We start from the raw sequence: 16983 nt of genomic DNA, 5'->3' as shown, positions 1-16983 counted from the left end.
CCCCAGCGGGCCGCCGCCTGCTGGCCCTGGGTGCTTACTGGCCGGCGGGCGGCGCAACGCCCAGCAGTTCCTCGATATGCGCGAGCGAGGCGCTGTCCTTGACCACGCCGCGCAGCCATTCGTGCAGCGTCTGCTCGCCGGCGTCGGCCGCCTTGTCGGCGAAATACGAGACGGGGCTGTGGGGTTCCGTCTGGCGGAAGTACAGCGCCACCTGGCGCAGCTGCGCCAGGGCCTGGGCGCGGCTGTGGATCTCGCCCGGCGCCGCCGCAGGCAGCGGCAGCGGCGGCATGCCGGCGCCAGGCACCTGGACGCTGGCAGGAGGCACGGCCGCTGCCGCGCCCGGGGCAGCGACGGCGGCCGGGGGCAGCGCGCGCTGCATGGCTTGCAGCGCTTCGCGTGCCAGCGAAAAGCCGGGACTGTCCCGGCCCAGGCGCGCATCGGCGGCCTGCTCGAGTTCCGCCAGCGCGTCCAGGCAGAACTGGGCGTCGGCGGCGAAGGCGGCGCGGAACTGCGCCGAATTGTTGCGCCGCGCAGCCTCCATGTCCGCCAGTTTCACGCCGTTGACGCCATCCTGGTTGCTGGCGGCCCGCTTGCGCGCCGCGTCGAAGTCGATGCTCGACCAGCCGCCGGACTGCCTGTCCGTCAAGGCCATGGCGCGCACCAGGGCGGGCGTGCGCGCGAGAATCCAGCTCAGGTTGCCGATGCGCTGCTCGTGGTCGCCGTCATCGGCTTGCGGATACAGGCCCAGGTCCCAGTATTGCCGGCACAGGCCGGCCAGCAGGCGGTAGCCCTGGCCCAGCCCCTGCAAATGGTCTTGCCTGGCGCTCGCTTCGGCCAGCCAGGCGGCCAGCCGCAAGTCCTTGCTTTTTTCGGCCAGCAGCGCGGCGCAGCGGCGCTGCACGAAATCCCAGTCGGCTTCCTTCAGGTCGGTGACCCATTCGCCCTGGTCGAGCGAGGGATCGTCGAACTTGCGCGCCTGGCTGATCGCATCGAGGTCGGCGGAAAAGGAGAGGTCGATGCCGCACGGTTGTACGGCGCTGATGGGAAGGAGAAGCTGGTCGGCTGAAATCATGGTATTCCCGAAAATGGTGGCGGATGGCTTGGCGGGTGTGGCGGCCAGGTCTTACTGGACCATGCGAAATTCGATGCGGCGGTTGCGCGCGCGGCCGTCGATGCTGTCGTTGCTGGCGATGGGCCGGTCCGGCCCCTGGCCCGAGGCACTCAGCAAGTCGCCATCGATGCCCTTGGCCGCCAGATAGGCCTTGACCGCCTCGGCGCGCGCCTGGCTCAGGTGCTGATTGCTGGCGCGCAGCCCCTGGTTGTCCGTGTGGCCGATGATGTCGACCTTGCGTCCCGCCAGCTTTTGCAGCGCCGCGCCCATTTCGTCGAGGATGGCGCGGCCGGACGGCGTCAGCGTGGTCTTGCCGCTTTCGAACTCGATGGTGCGGTTGGCCAGCGTGCTGTCGAGGATATTCTGGTCCGCCGCGGAGACGCGCAAGCCATTGTTGACGGTGTAGGTGGGATTGAGGCTGGTGGCGATATCGCTGGCGATCTTTTGCCGCTGCGCCTCGTTGGCCACTTCGCCGCGCACGCTGACGACGCTGCCGTCGATCGTCAGCTGGCCACGGCGGATCTGCTTCAGGTCGGGCGTCAGCAGTTTTTGCACGTAGGCGTTCCAGTTGGCCGGCAGCGCGACCTGGCCGACGGCGATCTGGTCGACCACCTTGTCGGCGCCATACAGGTCGCGCAGGCGGGCCAGCACGGCGGCCTTGGACGCCTCGTCGGGCACCGTGCCGCTGGCCAGCACCTGGCCAGGCTGCGGCGTGGCGGCCGCCGGTATCGCGGGCATGGCGGCAGGGGCGGCGGCCGCCTGGGCGCGGGCGCCGGACGCGGCAAGCGCCAGGCAGGCGAGGAGGGCAATCCGGAGTTGGCGCATGATCAGGTCCCGATGAAGGCGGCGCGAAACGAGTCGTGCGCCGATTTGAGTGACAGGTTTGCCTGCGCGAGGTAGGTTGAAACCTTCTTGATGGCGTAGTCGGCGCCCACGTGTTCCTCGACCCAGGCCAGGTCGTCGAAGGCGATGTGGTGCTCCAGCGCCGCCTGCGGCTCCATGATGGCGTGCAGCGTCTGTGCCGAGGCGCCGCAAAAGCCCAGCACCAGCGCGTGGCGGCCGCGGATGCGGGTGAGGAACAGCGCCAGTTCGAAATCGGCGCGCGCCAGGAAGGGCGCGATCAGGTGCATCCAGAACGCCGCCACCAGGTTGCGGTACAGCGGGTCGTCCGGCAGCGGCAGTTCCAGGCTTTTTTCCAGCCGGCTGGAACTGCTGGCCATGACGGGCTGCAGCAGCATGCCCAATGCCAGCAGGACTTGCCGCACCGAGCCGCCAAAGCCCGTCGGCGCCAGCAGCGCGTCGAGGGCGCCGACCGTCTGCAGGTCGAGGAAGTCGTCGAAGGCGGCGTCATAGGCGCTGCTGCGCAAGTCCAGCTCGATGCTGGCGCTGGCTGCCGCCTGCAGCGCGGCAGCCGCTTCGGCGCCGCGCAGGCCGCCGCTGAGCGCATCGAGCCGGTTCCACAGGCGCGACAGCACCAGCGGGCTGGTGGGCACGAAGCCGGCCGGGTTGCCCACTTCCATCGCGCTCATCATCAGGAACGGGAAACGGCGCGACGAGGCGTCGCTGCTGGCGGCGATGTGGCCGGCGATGGCGCGTCCGCGGCGCGGGCCGATGAAGGCGAAATGCAGCGGCGCCAGCGCGTCATACGTGAGCTTCCAGCGGGCGTCGGCGCTCATCAGGTCCATGGCGTTGGCGAGCCAGTCGTCGAGCATCTTCAGCAGCGCGGGATTGTCGCCGCTCTTGACGAAGTCGCCACGGCTGGGGATCTTGCCGAAATAGCCGATCGCGGTGGGTGTCGGGCGGCTCATGGCGTGTTCCCCGCGAGTGCGGCGCCCGTGTCGGGGACGCTGTTGACCACCGTTTCCGGCAGCTTCAGGCCGCGGAAACCCTGGCCGCCGGCGGGGGCCGCCGCCGGTGCCGGCGTGGTGACGATCTTCAGGTTGGCCGTCACGGTGACGCCGCTGTTTTCCCAGCTCAGTTCGAATACGCCGCCTTCCTTGCGCGTGCGCTTGGCCGAATCGATCATTTTCTTCAGGCCGAAATGGCCGGGCTCATTCAGCAGCACCACGTTGCGCCCTTCCGGCGTGATGGCGCTGATGCGCGAACCGGGCACGCCTTCCGGGTTGGGCCAGACCATGTGTATCCACGGCTGCGGCTGGCCGCGCCAGCGCAGCGCCTGGCCATCGATCTCGATCGTGTATTCGCTGGCGCCGGGCGCGCTCAGCGCCTGCAAGTCGAAGCGCGTCTGCGCTTCGGCGGCGCCGGCCGCCGTCGCCACGCCGTTCGCGCTGAGCGGCGCGATCCAGCCCGGCAGGCTGGCCACCACGGGCGGCGCCAGGCTGATGCCCATCGATGCCCACGTCCTGGCGCTGATGCTGTCGCCGCGGCGCACCACCAGCGGCCCGATGGCGGTATTGAAGAACTTGGCGATGGCGCCTTCCGGGCCGAAGACCTGGCCGATGTCGGCGTTGCTCGCCTCGGTGCGCGAATCGGGCGCGAACGGGTATTTCGCCGCCAGCGTTTTCTGGAACGGTTCGAGCACCTGCGCCAGCCAGACCTTGTTGATTTCCGTTTCGGTGGGCTTGACGATGACGGCGAAGGTTTGCATCAGCGGGCGCACCAGCAGCGGCCGGATGGCCTGTTTTTGCGGATCGCTCATGCCCGTCAGCATCTGTTCGTCGACATATTTCAGGGCATCGGCCAGTTCCGAACCGTTGCCGTCGAGCGTTTGCTGCATCAGCTGCTTGGCGCCCGGCCCCGTGTCGCCCTGGTTCTTGATCTGGTTGAGGCGCACGCGCAGCTTGGACAGCGTGGCCAGGTAGCCGCGCATCGGCGAGGCATCCTTGTCCCGGGCGACGACGAGGCGGGCCACGCCGGAAAATTCGCGGCCGACGGGCCCCATCGGCAGGGCGCTGCCGGCCTGGCCGCCGGCCACGGCCGGTTTCTGGCGCAGCACCGTTTCCTTGAACCAGTCCATCACCCCGCGCTGCGCCCGCTGCAAGCCCTGGCCCAGCAGCGAAGGATTGTCCCACGAGGTTTCCTGGTACACCGTCTCGATCAGCTTGTTGATGGGCGACGATTGCGGGTCGCCCAGGCGGTTCATGGCCTGCGCCGCGTTGTCGAAGCCGTTCAATTCGCGGATGCTGACGCCCTGGAGGAATTTCTGCCATTCCTTCGCATAGTCGTTCTTGTACAGTTCGACGAGGGCTTTCTGGATCTGCTCGGGGCTGCCTTCCAGGGTCAGGTCGTCCTTCGACGCCGTTTTCAATACCCAGTCGGCGCTTTGCAATTCGCGGTTGGCCGCTTCCTGGAACGCTTGCTGGATGTATTTCTCCCAGGCGTCACGGGTAAACGTGCCGGGGATGGCGTAGCTGCCCAGCACCAGTTCCTTGTCCTGCTCGCCAACGATGCGGGCCACCGTCATCGACGGGAAGCGCGTGGCGGCGCGCGCCTTGACGTCGGCATACACGCGGTCGCGCGCCGGCATGCCGCGCACGACGCGGCGCAGGCTGTCGCGCGACTGGTCGACGAGGGCCAGCTTGCTGTCGATCTGCGGCCACGACGGATCATTGATCTGCGTCAGGTAGAACGAGATCATGCGCTCGGCGCTGCGTATCATCTGTTCGCGCGGCATGCTGCCCCGGTTGGCGTCGAGCCAGCCGCGCCAGTAACGCGTCAGCTGGTCGTTCAGGTGGCTGGCCTCGGCACGCGACTTGTCGCTCAGCATCAGATACGTCTTCAAGCCGTTGTAGGCGTCTTCCACGTTCGCCGGCGCGGCATCCTTGAATTGCTGGACGGCAGGTGTGGCGGAAGGCGCCGCTGGGGCAGCCGCAGCCGCAGCCGGGGCGACGGCGACAGTGGCCGTTGCTGCCGGCACGGCGGCCGCTGGCGGCGTGCCGGCCATCGGCTGCAGGCGGCCGGCGCCAGCATTGACTTCCGACAAGAACGCTTCCAGCGATTGCGTCACGGGCTTGAGCATGACTTCGCGCACGCCGGAAAAATATTCTTCGCGCAGCTTGCGCTCCAGGAAGTCGCCCTGGTACAGGCCCAGGCTGAGGGCCAGCGGGCGCTTGCTGCGGTACGCTTCCAGCTGTTCGATGCGGTCCTGCAGGATTTCCAGCGCCTCGAAGCGCGAATGCAGGTCCAGGCGCTTGTCCTGCACCTTGATGGCCTGGTCCAGGTCGGCCTGCACATTGGCCGCCAGCTGGCGGTTGGCCAGGTAGGACCAGCTCCAGCCGCCCAGCGCCAGGCCGGCCAGCGCGATGGCGGCAAAGAAGGTGGCGTAGCGCAGCCGGGTCTTGCGCGGGCTGGCGTACTGGGCCACCAGGTCCTTGTCGGCGAAGATGACCTTGCGGAACAGGTTGAGCAGGAAGTAGCCGTGCTGGTCCTGTACCGCCGCCTGTTCCTGCGGCTGCAGCTTGAGGTCGAAGCGCTGCGCCACCCGTTCCGACGAGGCCGAGACCGACACGCCTTCCTGCAAGGCGCTGGTGAAATAGAAGCCACGGAACACGGGCTTGAACTGGAACGGGTTTTCCTCGAACAGGGTGGCGATGAAGGTGCGCAGCGGCCCCTTGATCGAGCTGAATTCCAGCGGAAACGTAAACACGCCGGGCGGCATGCGCTCGCGGCCCAGCAGGGCCATGCTGGCCAGGCTGAGGTCCTTCAAACCATCGTACAGTTCGTCGAAGCGCTGGTCGAACTGTTCCAGCACGTCCTGTTTCGAACTGCTCACGCTGTAGGGCAGGGTGGCGCCCCAGACCTTGTCGCGCTCGCTGCGTTCGGCATCCTGGAAAAATTCGGTGAAGCCCGTGATCAGGTCGGCCTTGGTGAATACCACGTACACGGGGGCGTGGACTTCCAGCTTTTCCGTCAGTTCCTGCACGCGCTGGCGCAGGTTCTTCGCCAGTTCGATGGCGAATTCGGGCCGGCTGCCCGTCAGTTCGGCGATGCTGACGGCGATGATGATGCCGTTGATGGGCGCCCGCTTGCGGTGCTTTTTCAGCAGGCCGAGAAAGCCGAACCATTCGGCGCGGTCTTCGTCGTTGACGGAGTAGCGGCCTGCCGTGTCGAGCAGGATGCCGTCGGTGGTGAAGAACCAGTCGCAATTGCGGGTGCCGCCCAGGCCTTGCACGATCTTGCTGTCGACAAAGGGGAATTGCAGGCCGGAATTGGCGATGGCCGTGCTTTTGCCGGCGGCGGGGTTGCCGATGATCATATACCAGGGCAATTCATACAGGGCCGCGTCGCCCGACAGCTGGCCCAGCCTGGAGGTCTTGATGGTGCCGATCGCTTCGAGCATGCGTTTGCGGATGGCTTCGGTTTCCTCGCGCTGCACCGCTCCCGCCTTCGGCGCGGCGCCGGCCGCCTGCTGTTCCAGCATGTTGCTGAAGCTGGCGCCGTCGCGCCGCCGCCGCCGCTGGCGCCACCACCACGCGATGGCGACCAGCAGCGCCGCCGCGGCCAAGACCGCCAGCACGGGCAGGTAAGGCCATTCGAAGATGACGGTGCACACCAGGAGCAGCAGGACGAAAGCCACGCCGCCCAGGATGAGCAGGCTGAAGCGGGTAGTGAGGAGGTGCCAAAATCGTTGCATCATAGTGTAGTGAGCAAGCCGTTAATGTGCGTGGGTGGAAGGTGTCAGCGTCAGCCGGCGGCGTCGCCGTTGCCGGCGGGCGGGCCGACGACGATGGCGCCGTAGTGCAGTGGATCGAGGTTGCTGAGGCATAAGGCCTGGCCGCCGCTGGCCGCCGCGTGCTGCGCCAGTGCCAGCGCCGCCAGGGCGGCGACGGGACCGGCATGGCCGCACGCCGTGCCGACGCTCAACACCTGGGTGCCGAGATCGAGTTCAGGCAGCAGGGCGCTGGTGCAATTCATCAGTTCGAGCATGCGGCCGGCGCGCTGGTCCGTATCGGCGCTTACCAGCGTGATGTCGGCGCTGGCCACGGCGGCGCTGGCCAGCGCCTGCGTGGCGAGGCTTGCCAGCAAGCCCGGCTCGCCCTGCTTGCGCGGCCCGGCGGCGCTGTCGCGCGCCTGCGCGGCTCCGCGGTGCAGCAGTACGGACGGCGGCGCTTCCAGCAGCGCCGCTTCGGCCGAGTTCGCCAGCAGCAGGCCTGCCGCGCCTTCCCCTGGTATCTGTCCGTCGGCCTGCCCGGCGCTGAACAGCTGCTCCCTGCTGGCCCAGTCGTGCACGCTCATCTCGCCGATGTAGGAGTTGCAGGCCAGTACGATGGCCAGGACAGGTTGCCCGTCCTGCGCCGCGCGCGCGGCAATCTGTGCGAGCAGCGCGAACGGCGCCGGTTGCGGTGTGGCGGACAGCGTCGGCAAGGCCAGCTTTTCGGGCGGCCAGCCCTGCTCCAGCAGCAGCCGGTGCAGCCAGGCGCTGCCCGCCTGCGACTGGGCGGGGCTCCACGCCGCCGGCAGCAGCAGGTGCAGTTGCAGCGTGGGCAGCGCCATGGCCGCGCGGGCCGAGGCGGGCGCCATCAACCATGCGGGCAGCAGCGGATGCCGCATGGCTGCGTACATCAGGTCGGCCAGCACTTCGGCGCCCAGGGCCAGCGCGCGCACATCCTCAGGATTGAAGGGGAAGCGTTCTGCATCCAATCCTGGCTGCGGATGCTGGCGCAGCCAGGCGGCCAGGGTTTGCTGCTGCGTGTCTTCCTGTACCCCGGCCACTTTTCCACACAGCAAAGGGTAGCCGTTTTCATCGAGCAGGTCCGGGTCGAGAGCGGGACGGGCCTGCCTCGCTTGCATGGCCGTAGTCAGTTCCTCGGGCGTGGCGCCGCCCGGCATGCGCAGGGCGGCCGCGACGATATGCAGCGGCGCCGGCGGCGGCGCCGTGGGCGCGGCGTCGGCCTGTGGCGTCGCCGCAACGGCCGCCGCCAAGGCTGGTGCGGCCGCCAGCCTGGCCAGCAGCTTTTTGCCGAGCCAGAAGGCCAGCAACAGCGACAGCGGCAGCAACAGCATGGCGCCGGCCAGGTCGCCCGCCGTCGGCACGCGCGTGCCGGCGCGCCAGTACCAGATGGCGCCGCCCCAGCACAGCGCGAATACGGCCAGCACCAGCAGGCAGCGCCGCAGCCACGCGCGCATCAGCGCTGTTCCTCGTGCCGGCGCGCGCTCATGCCTGGTCCGTGGTCGCTTGCTGGCTGGCGATCAGCACCGCGCCGCAGCTGGTCTTGTCGCCATGGCGGGCCACGGGCCGGCCATCGACGACCAGGCTCGGGTCGCCGCTGACGATGGGACAGACGCCGTGGCCCGGCAGGGGACAGGCAACCTTGTCGCCCACGCGCGCGATGCCGATGCCGCCGCTGTCGCTCACGGTCGACGCTTCGAGCACGGTGCCGCCGTGCGAGGTTTTATCGCCCAATCTGATTACCGGACCCGCCATATGCGCTCCTGTCAGCTTTTTTCATCACACCGGGCAAACGCAGCTCGGTATGTCCGAAATCCATCATTTTCCAGCGACCGCCCCACGTCATGCCGACCGATTCGGCCACTTCGCCATACAACTGATAGCCGCGCATGGCCCACGCATCCTTTTCCGAGATGACCAGCTTGCCGTCGCGCAAAAATGCGCAATCGGCGGCCAGGCCATACTGGTGCCAGCTCTGGAAGGCGGCCGCGTTGCTTACGCTGGGCCCCATGGCCGCCAGGGTGTTTTGCCGCTCCGGACTGCGATAGCCCTCCAGCAGCGCCATGTCGTAGCCATGCTTTTCCTTCATTATTTTAAAGACAAGCAATAAACGTTGCGCGTATTCCGTATTCAACAGTGTCCAGTTGCGGCTGGCAGATATCAGCAAGGGCCGCTCCAGCCGCACTTCTTCGGTGGCAAACACGAGCGGCGGGAGGTCGACGGGCGGCACCAGTTGCTCGCCCTGCAGCAGGCTGGCGACCTGGGCATTCATTTCACGCGTGGAGACGTCGTAGGCGCCCAGCATGCGCTTGCTGTCCGTCATGAGGACTAGTGCCGTCGGCAGGCTGATCACCGCCATGCCCGCCAGGCACAGCAGGTAGTGGCGCCGCAGGAAGGCCGCCGTGTGGCCGAGCGCCGCCGTCCCGCCCTGGCGCACGCTGGCCAGGCCCGCCTGCCGCTGTCTGGTGAAGCGGCTGACGTACGCGGCAAGGCGTTGCTCCGCGCCATACATTGCTTGCATGACGAAATCGCGCCCGGCCGGAAACAGCGCCAGCCAGCTGACCAGGCATGCCAGTATGAAATACAGTGCTACCGCGAGTAGAAACACGCGCACCTCAATCAAAAGAATGTTTGGCTGCAGAGTTTGTGCTATCCGCGGCGCGATGCCGGTGCATGGACACGGATATTGCTCGGGAGTATATCTTACAAAACTGCTAATTAACGGGCTGTGCATTTCAATTGTGCGGGGGTGCGCACTGTTGATTTTATGGCACGCGTCATCATTTTGTTGAATAGCGTAAAGTCTTGCAAATATTACAGGAGCTCACATTTTGCGACCTCACGACGACAGCCCCAGGGCCTCGGCCCGGCCCAGCCTATTGACGCCAGCGCAGCAGGCCGAGGCCGACCGTAACCGTATCCTGACCACGCTGCAAGGCGGCAAGGGCGGGGCTGTCGCAGGCGGCGCGACGGGTGGCCGGCTGGCGGTACGCTATGGGGCAGGGGCGGCTGCCGCCCTGTTGCTGCTGGCGGCCGGTGTCTGGCTGGGGCAGCGGGGAGCGGACGCACAGGCGCCGGTGGTCGCGGCCTTGCCGGCCGCCGCCGCGACTGTCCCGGATGCGCCGCCCGCCGTCGCCCGCATTCATGACGAGGTGCCGGCCGCCATCGACCCGGCGCCGCGGCAAAGCCTGAATGACATGCTGACGGCCGCTCCCGCCCGTAGCGCCGCCACGCCTGCCGGCGATGTGCTGAGCAAGGCCCTGGAAACGCCCTCGGCGCCTGCGGCGCGGCCGGCCAAAACGCCAGCCAGGAGTGTCCCTAAAGCCTCTCATCCGCCGGCGAAGAAGCCGGCCGCCAAGGCCGAGACGGCGCCAGCAGCCAGCCGCGAGGAAGAAAGCGACATCGCCTTGCTGGCGGCCCTCGTGGCGCACGCGCAAGTTGCTCCTGTTCCCGCACCGCCCGTCGCCAGCCTGCAATCCCAGCTTCAGCAATGCGCCAAGTTGAAACGGACGGCCGCCGACGCCTGCCGCGAACGCGTGTGCAAGGGCCGCGGCGCCGGCAATGCGCAATGCAAGGCGGCCAGGTCCGCCGCGAGGGCCGGCGCATGAGCGGCGCGCGCGCCGACCAGGCCGCGCAGGTCGGCGCGTCGCTGGCCGGTTTCAGCAGCGTGACGCGGCTGTACGAGCTGGTCCTGGGCGGCGAGGGCGGCGATGCGGCGGACGCATTGCTGGTGGAAGCGTTTGCGTCCGACGAGCGCTTGCACGGGGTGGGCGCGCGCGACATCATCGTGCTGTCCACCAACGCCAATCTGGCGCTGGCGCCGCTGCTGGGCCAGCCTGCCACCTTGCAGGTCAGCCTGGCCGACGGCAGCCGTGCCGCATTCAGCGGCCATGTCAGCGAGGCGGCCATGCTGGGCAGCGAAGGGGGACTGGCCCGTTTCCGGCTGCGCCTGACGCCATGGCTGTGGCTGCTGAGCCAGGCGCGCAATAGCCGCGTGTGGCAAGACAAGAGCGTGATCGAGATCGTCGACAGCGTCTTCGAGGCCTATGCGCCGCAGGCCGTCTGGCGCTGGAGCGATGACACGGGGCCGTTCATGCAGGAGGCGTCGCCGCGCAGCTATTGCTGCCAGTACCGCGAATCGGACCTGGCCTTCGTCAGCCGCCTGCTGGCAGAAGAAGGACTGGCATGGCGTTTCGAAGAACAGGATGGCGGCCACTGCCTGGTGCTGTTCGCCGACAGCAGCGCGCTGAGCGCCGTGCCGGAAGACGCCAGCAGCGCTGCCGGCGGCGGCTTGCGTTTCCATGGCGCGCGGGCCATGGAACAGGCCGATGCGGTTCAGGCGATCAGCCGTGGGCGGGCGCTGAGCACGTCGGTCGCGACCGTCCTCAGCTACGATTACAAGGCCAAGAAAGCCGTCAGCGCCAGCGTGCCGACGCGGCTGGTGCCGGGCGGAAAGAACGCCATGGTGCTGGAAAGCTATGATGCGCCGGGCCAGTATTTCTATGCCGATGCCGCCCAGGCCGCGCGCTATGCCTTGCTGCAGATGCAGGCCATCGAAGCGCGCAGCGAACGCTGGGAGGCGCGCTCCACCGTGCGCACCTTGCGCGCCGGCACCCGTTTTACGCTGACGCAAGGTCCATTGCAGCAGGAGGGCGGCGCGGCGCCCGCGCTGGTCGTGTTGCGCGTGTGCAGCGTGGGCGTCAATAATTTGCCGGCGCCGGCCCGCGAGGGGCTGGCTGAGCTGTTCGGTCCCATTCCCGCCTTGCTGCAGGAAGGCCTGGCCGACCAGGCGCTGGCGCCGCGCGACATCGCGCATTTCGGACAGGTGATCGCGCAGGCGGCCGAGAGCGGCTATGCCAACCATATTGAAGCGATCTCGGCCGATACGCCATGGCGCCCGGCACAGGACGGCGGCGACGTGCGCCACCATCCGAAACCCACGGCCTTGGGCAGCCAGAGCGCGATCGTGGTGGGCGCCGATGGCGGCAATGCGGCCGGCGGCGCCAGCGAGATTTACTGCGACAGGCTGGGCCGGGTGCGCATCCGCTTTCACTGGCAGCAGGACGGCAGTGCGACTTGCTGGGTGCGCGTGGCGCAGCGCTCGGCCGGTGGCGGCATGGGCAGCCAGTTCCTGCCGCGCATCGGCCAGGAAGTGCTGGTGCAATTCCTGGAAAACGATATCGACCGCCCCATCATCGTCGGCGCGCTGTACAACGGCCAGGGCGAGGGCGGCCTGGCGCCGACGCCGGGCGGCGCCGCCAGCGCGAATGCGAGCGCCGCCGGCGTGTTCGAGGCGGCGCACGACCACGCCCCATCGGCGCAGGGCAACGTGGCCGGTGGCAACAGTCCGCTGTGGCATGGCGCGGCGGGCGGCACTGCGGGCCACCGCAACGGCACGGCGCAATGGGGCATCCGCAGCAAGGAATTCGGCGCCAGCGGCTATAACCAGCTGCTGTTCGACGATACGGACCAGCAGGGCCGCATCCAGCTCAAAAGCAGCCATGGCGCAAGCGAGCTCAATCTTGGCCACCTGATCCACGCGGCAGACAATTACCGGGGCAGCCTGCGCGGCACGGGCGCCGAGTTGCGCACGGATCACTATGGCGCCGTGCGGGCGGGCGCGGGCTTGCTGGTCTCCAGCTACCTCGTCAACCATGACGTGCAGGCGCGCGACCCGGCCGGCGACAATGCGCCTGGCATGGTATTGCTCAAGCAGGCGGCCAAGCTGGGCGAAACGTTCAGCGCCGCCGCCGTCACGCACCAGACCGTGGCCCTGGCCGGCCATCTGGGCGCGGCCAAGGCGGATGCCAGCGTGCTGGACGACAAGGCGGCGCCGCTGAAGGCATTCCTGACGACGGCGTCGGGCATGCTCAGCCAGGACAATACGACAGCCGCCAGGCGCGACGCGGCCGCCAAGCCCACGACTCCCGGCGACGACAAGCTGCCGCACAGCAGCGACGCCATCATTGCCATCGCTGCCCGGGCCGGGCTTGGCGTGCTGGCCGGCAAGGATATCCAGTTGGCGAACGGCGAAACCGTGTCGCTGATGAGCGGACTCGATACGCAGTTCGTCGGCGGCGGCCAGCTGCGCGTGCATGCCGGCCAGGCCATCGGCACCCTGGGCGGCGTCGTCAAGGCGGGCGAGAACAATATCGGCCTGCAGATGATCGCCGCCAAGCAAGCCATCGACCTGCAGGCGCAGGCCGACGTGCTCAAGGTGCAGGCGCGCGACGAAGTCAATGTGATCAGCGCCACGGCGCACATCGACTGGGCGGCGGCGAAAAGCATCCGTTTGTCGACGGCGGGCGGGGCGAATATCACTATCGAGGGCGGCAACATCACCATCCAGTGTCCGGGCAAGATCACGATCCATGCCGGCAAGAAAAGTTTTATCGGCCCGGAAAGCATGGCGTATGCGATGCCCGGTTTGCCCAGCAGCATATGCGTGGAGTGCCTGAAAAAGTCCCTGATGGCCGGCTCCGCTTTCACCATGGCAGGATAGACGATGCTGATTGCCCCTTATACGGATGGCTGGCTGGCGCAGTGCGACACCTTGGCGCGCGAGGCGGCGCCGGCAAACGCGCGGCTGTATCTCTTGCTCGACGGCGTCTTCCTGCCGGGGCTGCAGCGCAAGCTGGCCACGCTGTCGCCGGCCCTGCTGTTTGAAAGCTTGCCAGGCTGCAATGACGCCACGCGCGACGTATCGCCGCTGCTGCTGGCGTATCCCGGCCCGGGCATGGGCATGGCCGAGGCGTCCTGGCTGCAGCGCTGCAGCGGCTGGCCCATGCTGAGCGCCATCGCCACGCGGGAAAGCCAGGCGGCACTGGCCGAAAGGCTGGCGGCCTGGTGCGTCATCGAAGGCGAAGGCCAGCGCTTCAATTTTCGTTTCCCCGACACGCGCCGGCTGCCGGCCATCTATGCCGCGCTGACACCGGTGCAGCAGGCGCAGCTGGCTGGGCCCGCCGTCAGCTGGTCCTATATCGCCCGCGACGGCAACTGGCGGCAGTTGCCGGTGCCTGGGCTGGACAGTGCGCTGGCGGAGCGGCCCGTGGCGCTGAGCGAGCAGCAGTTTGCCAGCCTGATCGGCGACAGCGAAGCCGATGAAATCCTCGCCATGCTGCATGAATGCGGGCACGACCACAGCCATGACCGCCATGGCGCCTACCGCGGCGTGGCGCAAGCCCTGGCCGCCATCCAGGGCGAGCCGCTCGATTACTATGAAAAGGCCGACTGGTGCGAGCGTTGGCTGCAGAGTGGCGCAGCGCCCGATGCCGCGCGGCCGCCTGAAACCAGCCTGCAAGCGCAGGGGGACGCATGATGATCGTTCGAACAGCCGCCGGCGCGGGCTGGCGCGCGTTGGCAATGGGCGTGCTGTTGCTGCCCATGCTGAGCGCTTGCGCCGACAAGAACGTGCCGGTCAGCATACACGGCGTCAATTACAGCGGAGAAGTCTTTCGTTACGCCATCGTCGATCCCGCCAACAAGGACAATGCGGGCGGCGGCGAAACGATCGACCCGTATGCCGCCGGCGGCACGATGTGCTGCTACGACTTGCCCCGGCGCTGGCGACCCGGCATTCAGGTGCAGGTGGACGCCACCTACTGGCTGCCCCGGAAGGCCGATGGCAGCCTGCCGGAAGTGAAGCAGACGCAGGTGCTCGAAGTTCCCGCGTATGCCGACGGCAAGCCGGGCGAGCTGTGGGTGCTGCGCGGCGCCGATGGAAAGCTGGCGATCATTTCCAGCGACTACCAGCCCGATCACGCCAGCTGGCCAGGGAAGGTCAAGGGCTGGCCGCTGCCGTCGCTGGAGTATCGGCGAGAGAAATGGGATGCCTACATTCAGCATGAAGAGGGCGGCGTCGAATTGTGGGAAAAGCTGCTTGAACAGATGCGCCTGGCGCCGCTCAAGCATGCCAGGGAAGTGTGGGAGTCTGAGCGGAAATCAGACCCGAAAGCGTTCAGCGACTATACGGGACCTGACGATACGCGCTTTCACGCGTATTTGCGCGCGGACTATGCCCGTTTGCTGGCTGGCAGCCGAAGCAAATTGGAACAGTTAAAAAAGGAGCGTCCATGAGTTTCAGATTGATCGAGCCTGTCCCCGCGGAGTTTTCCAAGGCTGCCGATTTCGATACCTTGTTTTCTGCTATTGAATCGAGAAAAATACGCAAGACAGCGGAGGAGATCGAGAAGTCTGTCGTCAAGCCTCCCTGCGCAACCTGCAAAACCAATCTCTTTTTTGGTTTTTTCTTTGACGGCACAAAAAATAATTATATTCAGGCCGACGCCGGGAAGAATCACTCGAACGTCGCCCGCCTGTATGACTGTTTTCCCGGACTGAGCACGCCGACGGTGCTGCCCGATGCCACCGATTGGGTACACGAAAAGGCAGCGTATTCGCATTTCTTCAAGGTGTATATTCCTGGCGTGGCGTCGCCGTTCGAGCAGATCGGCGACAGCGGCAAGGGCTTGCAACTGACGCGGGGCGCGGCTGCCGGTTATGGCGGCGAAGCGCGCATTCTGTGGGCGCTGCTGCAGGCGATTAATAATATACACCGCTATTTTTTGAAGAAACCCCTGTTATCGCCCGATGAAACAAAGTCGATCCTGAATAGAATCGTGCTCGACAGGGCACGGCGGCGCCTGATGAAACCGCGCCAGCGGTTTGAACGCGAGATGCCGAATGACGAGCAGAATGAAAAGACGCGTCTCGAATTTGAAAAAATCCTGAAGCGCCTGCATGCGGCAATCGCCGTGCACATGCCGGATAAATATGGCAATGTCAAGCAAAAAGACCCGGCGACGGTGAAGAAAATCTTCATTTCCATTTTTGGCTTTTCGCGCGGCGCCACCCAGGCGCGCGCCTTTGTCAACTGGCTCATGTCGATGTGCACGCTCGATGCCCATCTGTGTAAAAAAGCGGGCGTGATGACGCTCGGTGGTTTCGAGGTGGCATTCAATTTCCTCGGCCTGTTCGATACGGTGGCATCCGTCGGCCTGGGCAATACCCTGGGTAACAGCCTGCTGGGCAAGATGTTCGATGGCCATGGCGGCTGGGCCGATACCGATGACAGCTTGCGCATCCCCCCGGGTATCCCATGCCTGCACCTGGTCGCCGCGCATGAATTGCGGCGCAGCTTTCCGCTCGATTCGATTTCCGTCAAGCAGGCGTTGCCGCCGAATTGCGATGAGGTGGTCGTCCCTGGCGTGCACTCCGACCTCGGTTGCGGCTACATGCCGGGCGAGCAGGGCCGTGGTCTGGACAAGATGGGGGCCGACATGCTGTCGCGCATTCCGTTGATCTATATGTACCGGGCGGCCAGGCTGGCAGGCGTGCCCCTGAAGCTGGAATTCGCCAGCGCCGTGGCCAAGGAGCGTTTCAAGGTCGCGCCGGAGACGATCACGGCACTGAACGCTTACCTGGCCACGTGCAAGGTGAAGACGGGCACCTTGACTGCCATCATGCGCGAACAGGGCAAGAATCATATCTTGTGGCACAGGTCGCGACGACCGACCAGCAAAACCCCGCTGGAATCGACGGCCAGCTTTGGCCGCGCCTCGAACTTCGACAAGAACGATCTGCAAAGCGCCAACCAGGAATTTGAACAGGAAATTCGGGCGTTCGAGACCTGGCTGGCAGAGAAGGGCAAAGGCTACAGAGCCAAGGCGCAGGAGCCGGGTTTTGACAATGACCACGACAATGAATGGGAAGAGATCGCGACCTGGTGGGGCAGCGCGCCGCAGCCTGGCGCCGAGACGCTCCATTTCTTTGACAATTACGTGCACGACTCGCGTGCCTGGTTTAAATTGATTCCTGGAAATCCTGACAATGAAGGGGATTTGATCGAGAAGTTGCAATCCTGGAGCGCGAAGCGAAAAAGGGTGCAGCAACTGAATGTCAGCGGAGCACTGGCCCACGAGGAACGGCAAAAGATGATGGCGCGCGCCTACGGCATGAAATCGACAACGGGCCTGCAGCCCTATACGCCGATGAAGGATGGCCTGGACGATGCGCAGCGCAAGGCTGTCGAGGAGTTTGATCGCACGGGCAAGATTCCGCGCATGCAGACGGAGGGACGCGAACCATTCGATTCAAGCTGGGCCAGCTATGGCCTGTCCGGCCGGGCCGGCTATTTGCGTTACCGCAAGGTGTACAGCGGCTATGACAGCGTGCTGATCTCGAGAAATGGCAAGGCGACGGAAGAAGCCATCGCCTGAGCTGCCAGGCAAGCGGGCTTGTCTTG

The 16983-nt window shown here is 66.4% G+C and carries 12 protein-coding genes; 5 read left to right on the top strand and 7 right to left on the bottom strand.

Annotation, left to right across the window (positions count from 1 at the left end; all coding sequences use genetic code 11):
• Positions 1–34: 34 nt before the first annotated feature.
• The 7 genes from tssA to YQ44_RS16725 are packed head-to-tail and all read right to left on the bottom strand — an operon-like array spanning position 35 to position 9348.
• Positions 35–1072: a type VI secretion system protein TssA gene (gene tssA, locus YQ44_RS16755; protein ID WP_071324363.1), complete on the bottom strand. Its 1038-nt coding sequence runs from the start codon at positions 1070–1072 to the stop codon at positions 35–37.
• Between the two features lie 51 nt (positions 1073–1123).
• Complete coding sequence (locus YQ44_RS16750; RefSeq protein ID WP_071324362.1) at positions 1124–1936, bottom strand: OmpA family protein; 813 nt, start codon at positions 1934–1936, stop codon at positions 1124–1126.
• A gap of 2 nt (positions 1937–1938) precedes the next feature.
• Positions 1939–2919 carry a type VI secretion system-associated protein TagF gene (gene tagF, locus YQ44_RS16745; RefSeq protein ID WP_071324361.1) on the bottom strand — a complete coding sequence of 327 codons (981 nt, stop codon included), beginning with the start codon at positions 2917–2919 and terminating at the stop codon, positions 1939–1941.
• Positions 2916–6704 carry a type VI secretion system membrane subunit TssM gene (gene tssM, locus YQ44_RS16740; protein ID WP_071326566.1) on the bottom strand — a complete coding sequence of 1263 codons (3789 nt, stop codon included), beginning with the start codon at positions 6702–6704 and terminating at the stop codon, positions 2916–2918. The genes tagF and tssM overlap by 4 nt, the downstream gene beginning before the upstream one ends.
• A gap of 50 nt (positions 6705–6754) precedes the next feature.
• Complete coding sequence (locus YQ44_RS16735) at positions 6755–8197, bottom strand: hypothetical protein (RefSeq protein ID WP_071324360.1); 1443 nt, start codon at positions 8195–8197, stop codon at positions 6755–6757.
• 28 nt (positions 8198–8225) lie between these two features.
• Positions 8226–8495, bottom strand: coding sequence for a PAAR domain-containing protein (locus tag YQ44_RS16730; protein WP_071324359.1), 270 nt, complete (start codon positions 8493–8495; stop codon positions 8226–8228).
• Positions 8464–9348 (bottom strand): M15 family metallopeptidase, encoded by an 885-nt coding sequence (locus YQ44_RS16725; protein WP_071326565.1) that lies wholly within the window; start codon positions 9346–9348, stop codon positions 8464–8466. Before YQ44_RS16725 ends, YQ44_RS16730 begins: the two co-directional genes overlap by 32 nt.
• Before the next feature lie 223 nt (positions 9349–9571).
• Here YQ44_RS16725 and YQ44_RS16720 point away from each other — a divergent pair, with 223 nt between their 5' ends.
• The 5 genes from YQ44_RS16720 (at position 9572) to YQ44_RS16700 (ending at position 16957) form a co-directional block, all read left to right on the top strand.
• Positions 9572–10348, top strand: a complete 777-nt coding sequence (locus YQ44_RS16720) for a hypothetical protein (RefSeq protein WP_156894887.1) — start codon at positions 9572–9574, stop codon at positions 10346–10348.
• Positions 10345–13242 (top strand): type VI secretion system Vgr family protein, encoded by a 2898-nt coding sequence (locus tag YQ44_RS16715; RefSeq protein WP_071326564.1) that lies wholly within the window; start codon positions 10345–10347, stop codon positions 13240–13242. The genes YQ44_RS16720 and YQ44_RS16715 overlap by 4 nt, the downstream gene beginning before the upstream one ends.
• Positions 13243–13245: 3 nt before the next feature.
• Entirely contained in the window at positions 13246–14058 is an 813-nt protein-coding gene (locus tag YQ44_RS16710; protein WP_071324357.1) for a DUF4123 domain-containing protein, read from the top strand.
• Positions 14055–14816 carry a DUF3304 domain-containing protein gene (locus YQ44_RS16705; RefSeq protein WP_083411906.1) on the top strand — a complete coding sequence of 254 codons (762 nt, stop codon included), beginning with the start codon at positions 14055–14057 and terminating at the stop codon, positions 14814–14816. Before YQ44_RS16710 ends, YQ44_RS16705 begins: the two co-directional genes overlap by 4 nt.
• A 275-nt stretch (positions 14817–15091) precedes the next feature.
• Positions 15092–16957 carry a T6SS phospholipase effector Tle1-like catalytic domain-containing protein gene (locus YQ44_RS16700; protein ID WP_335589225.1) on the top strand — a complete coding sequence of 622 codons (1866 nt, stop codon included), beginning with the start codon at positions 15092–15094 and terminating at the stop codon, positions 16955–16957.
• Positions 16958–16983 lie beyond the last annotated feature (26 nt).

Origin of the sequence: Janthinobacterium sp. 1_2014MBL_MicDiv (assembly GCF_001865675.1) — a bacterium.
GTDB lineage: Bacteria > Pseudomonadota > Gammaproteobacteria > Burkholderiales > Burkholderiaceae_D > Janthinobacterium.
This window is presented reverse-complemented; position numbering and strand designations above follow the sequence as displayed.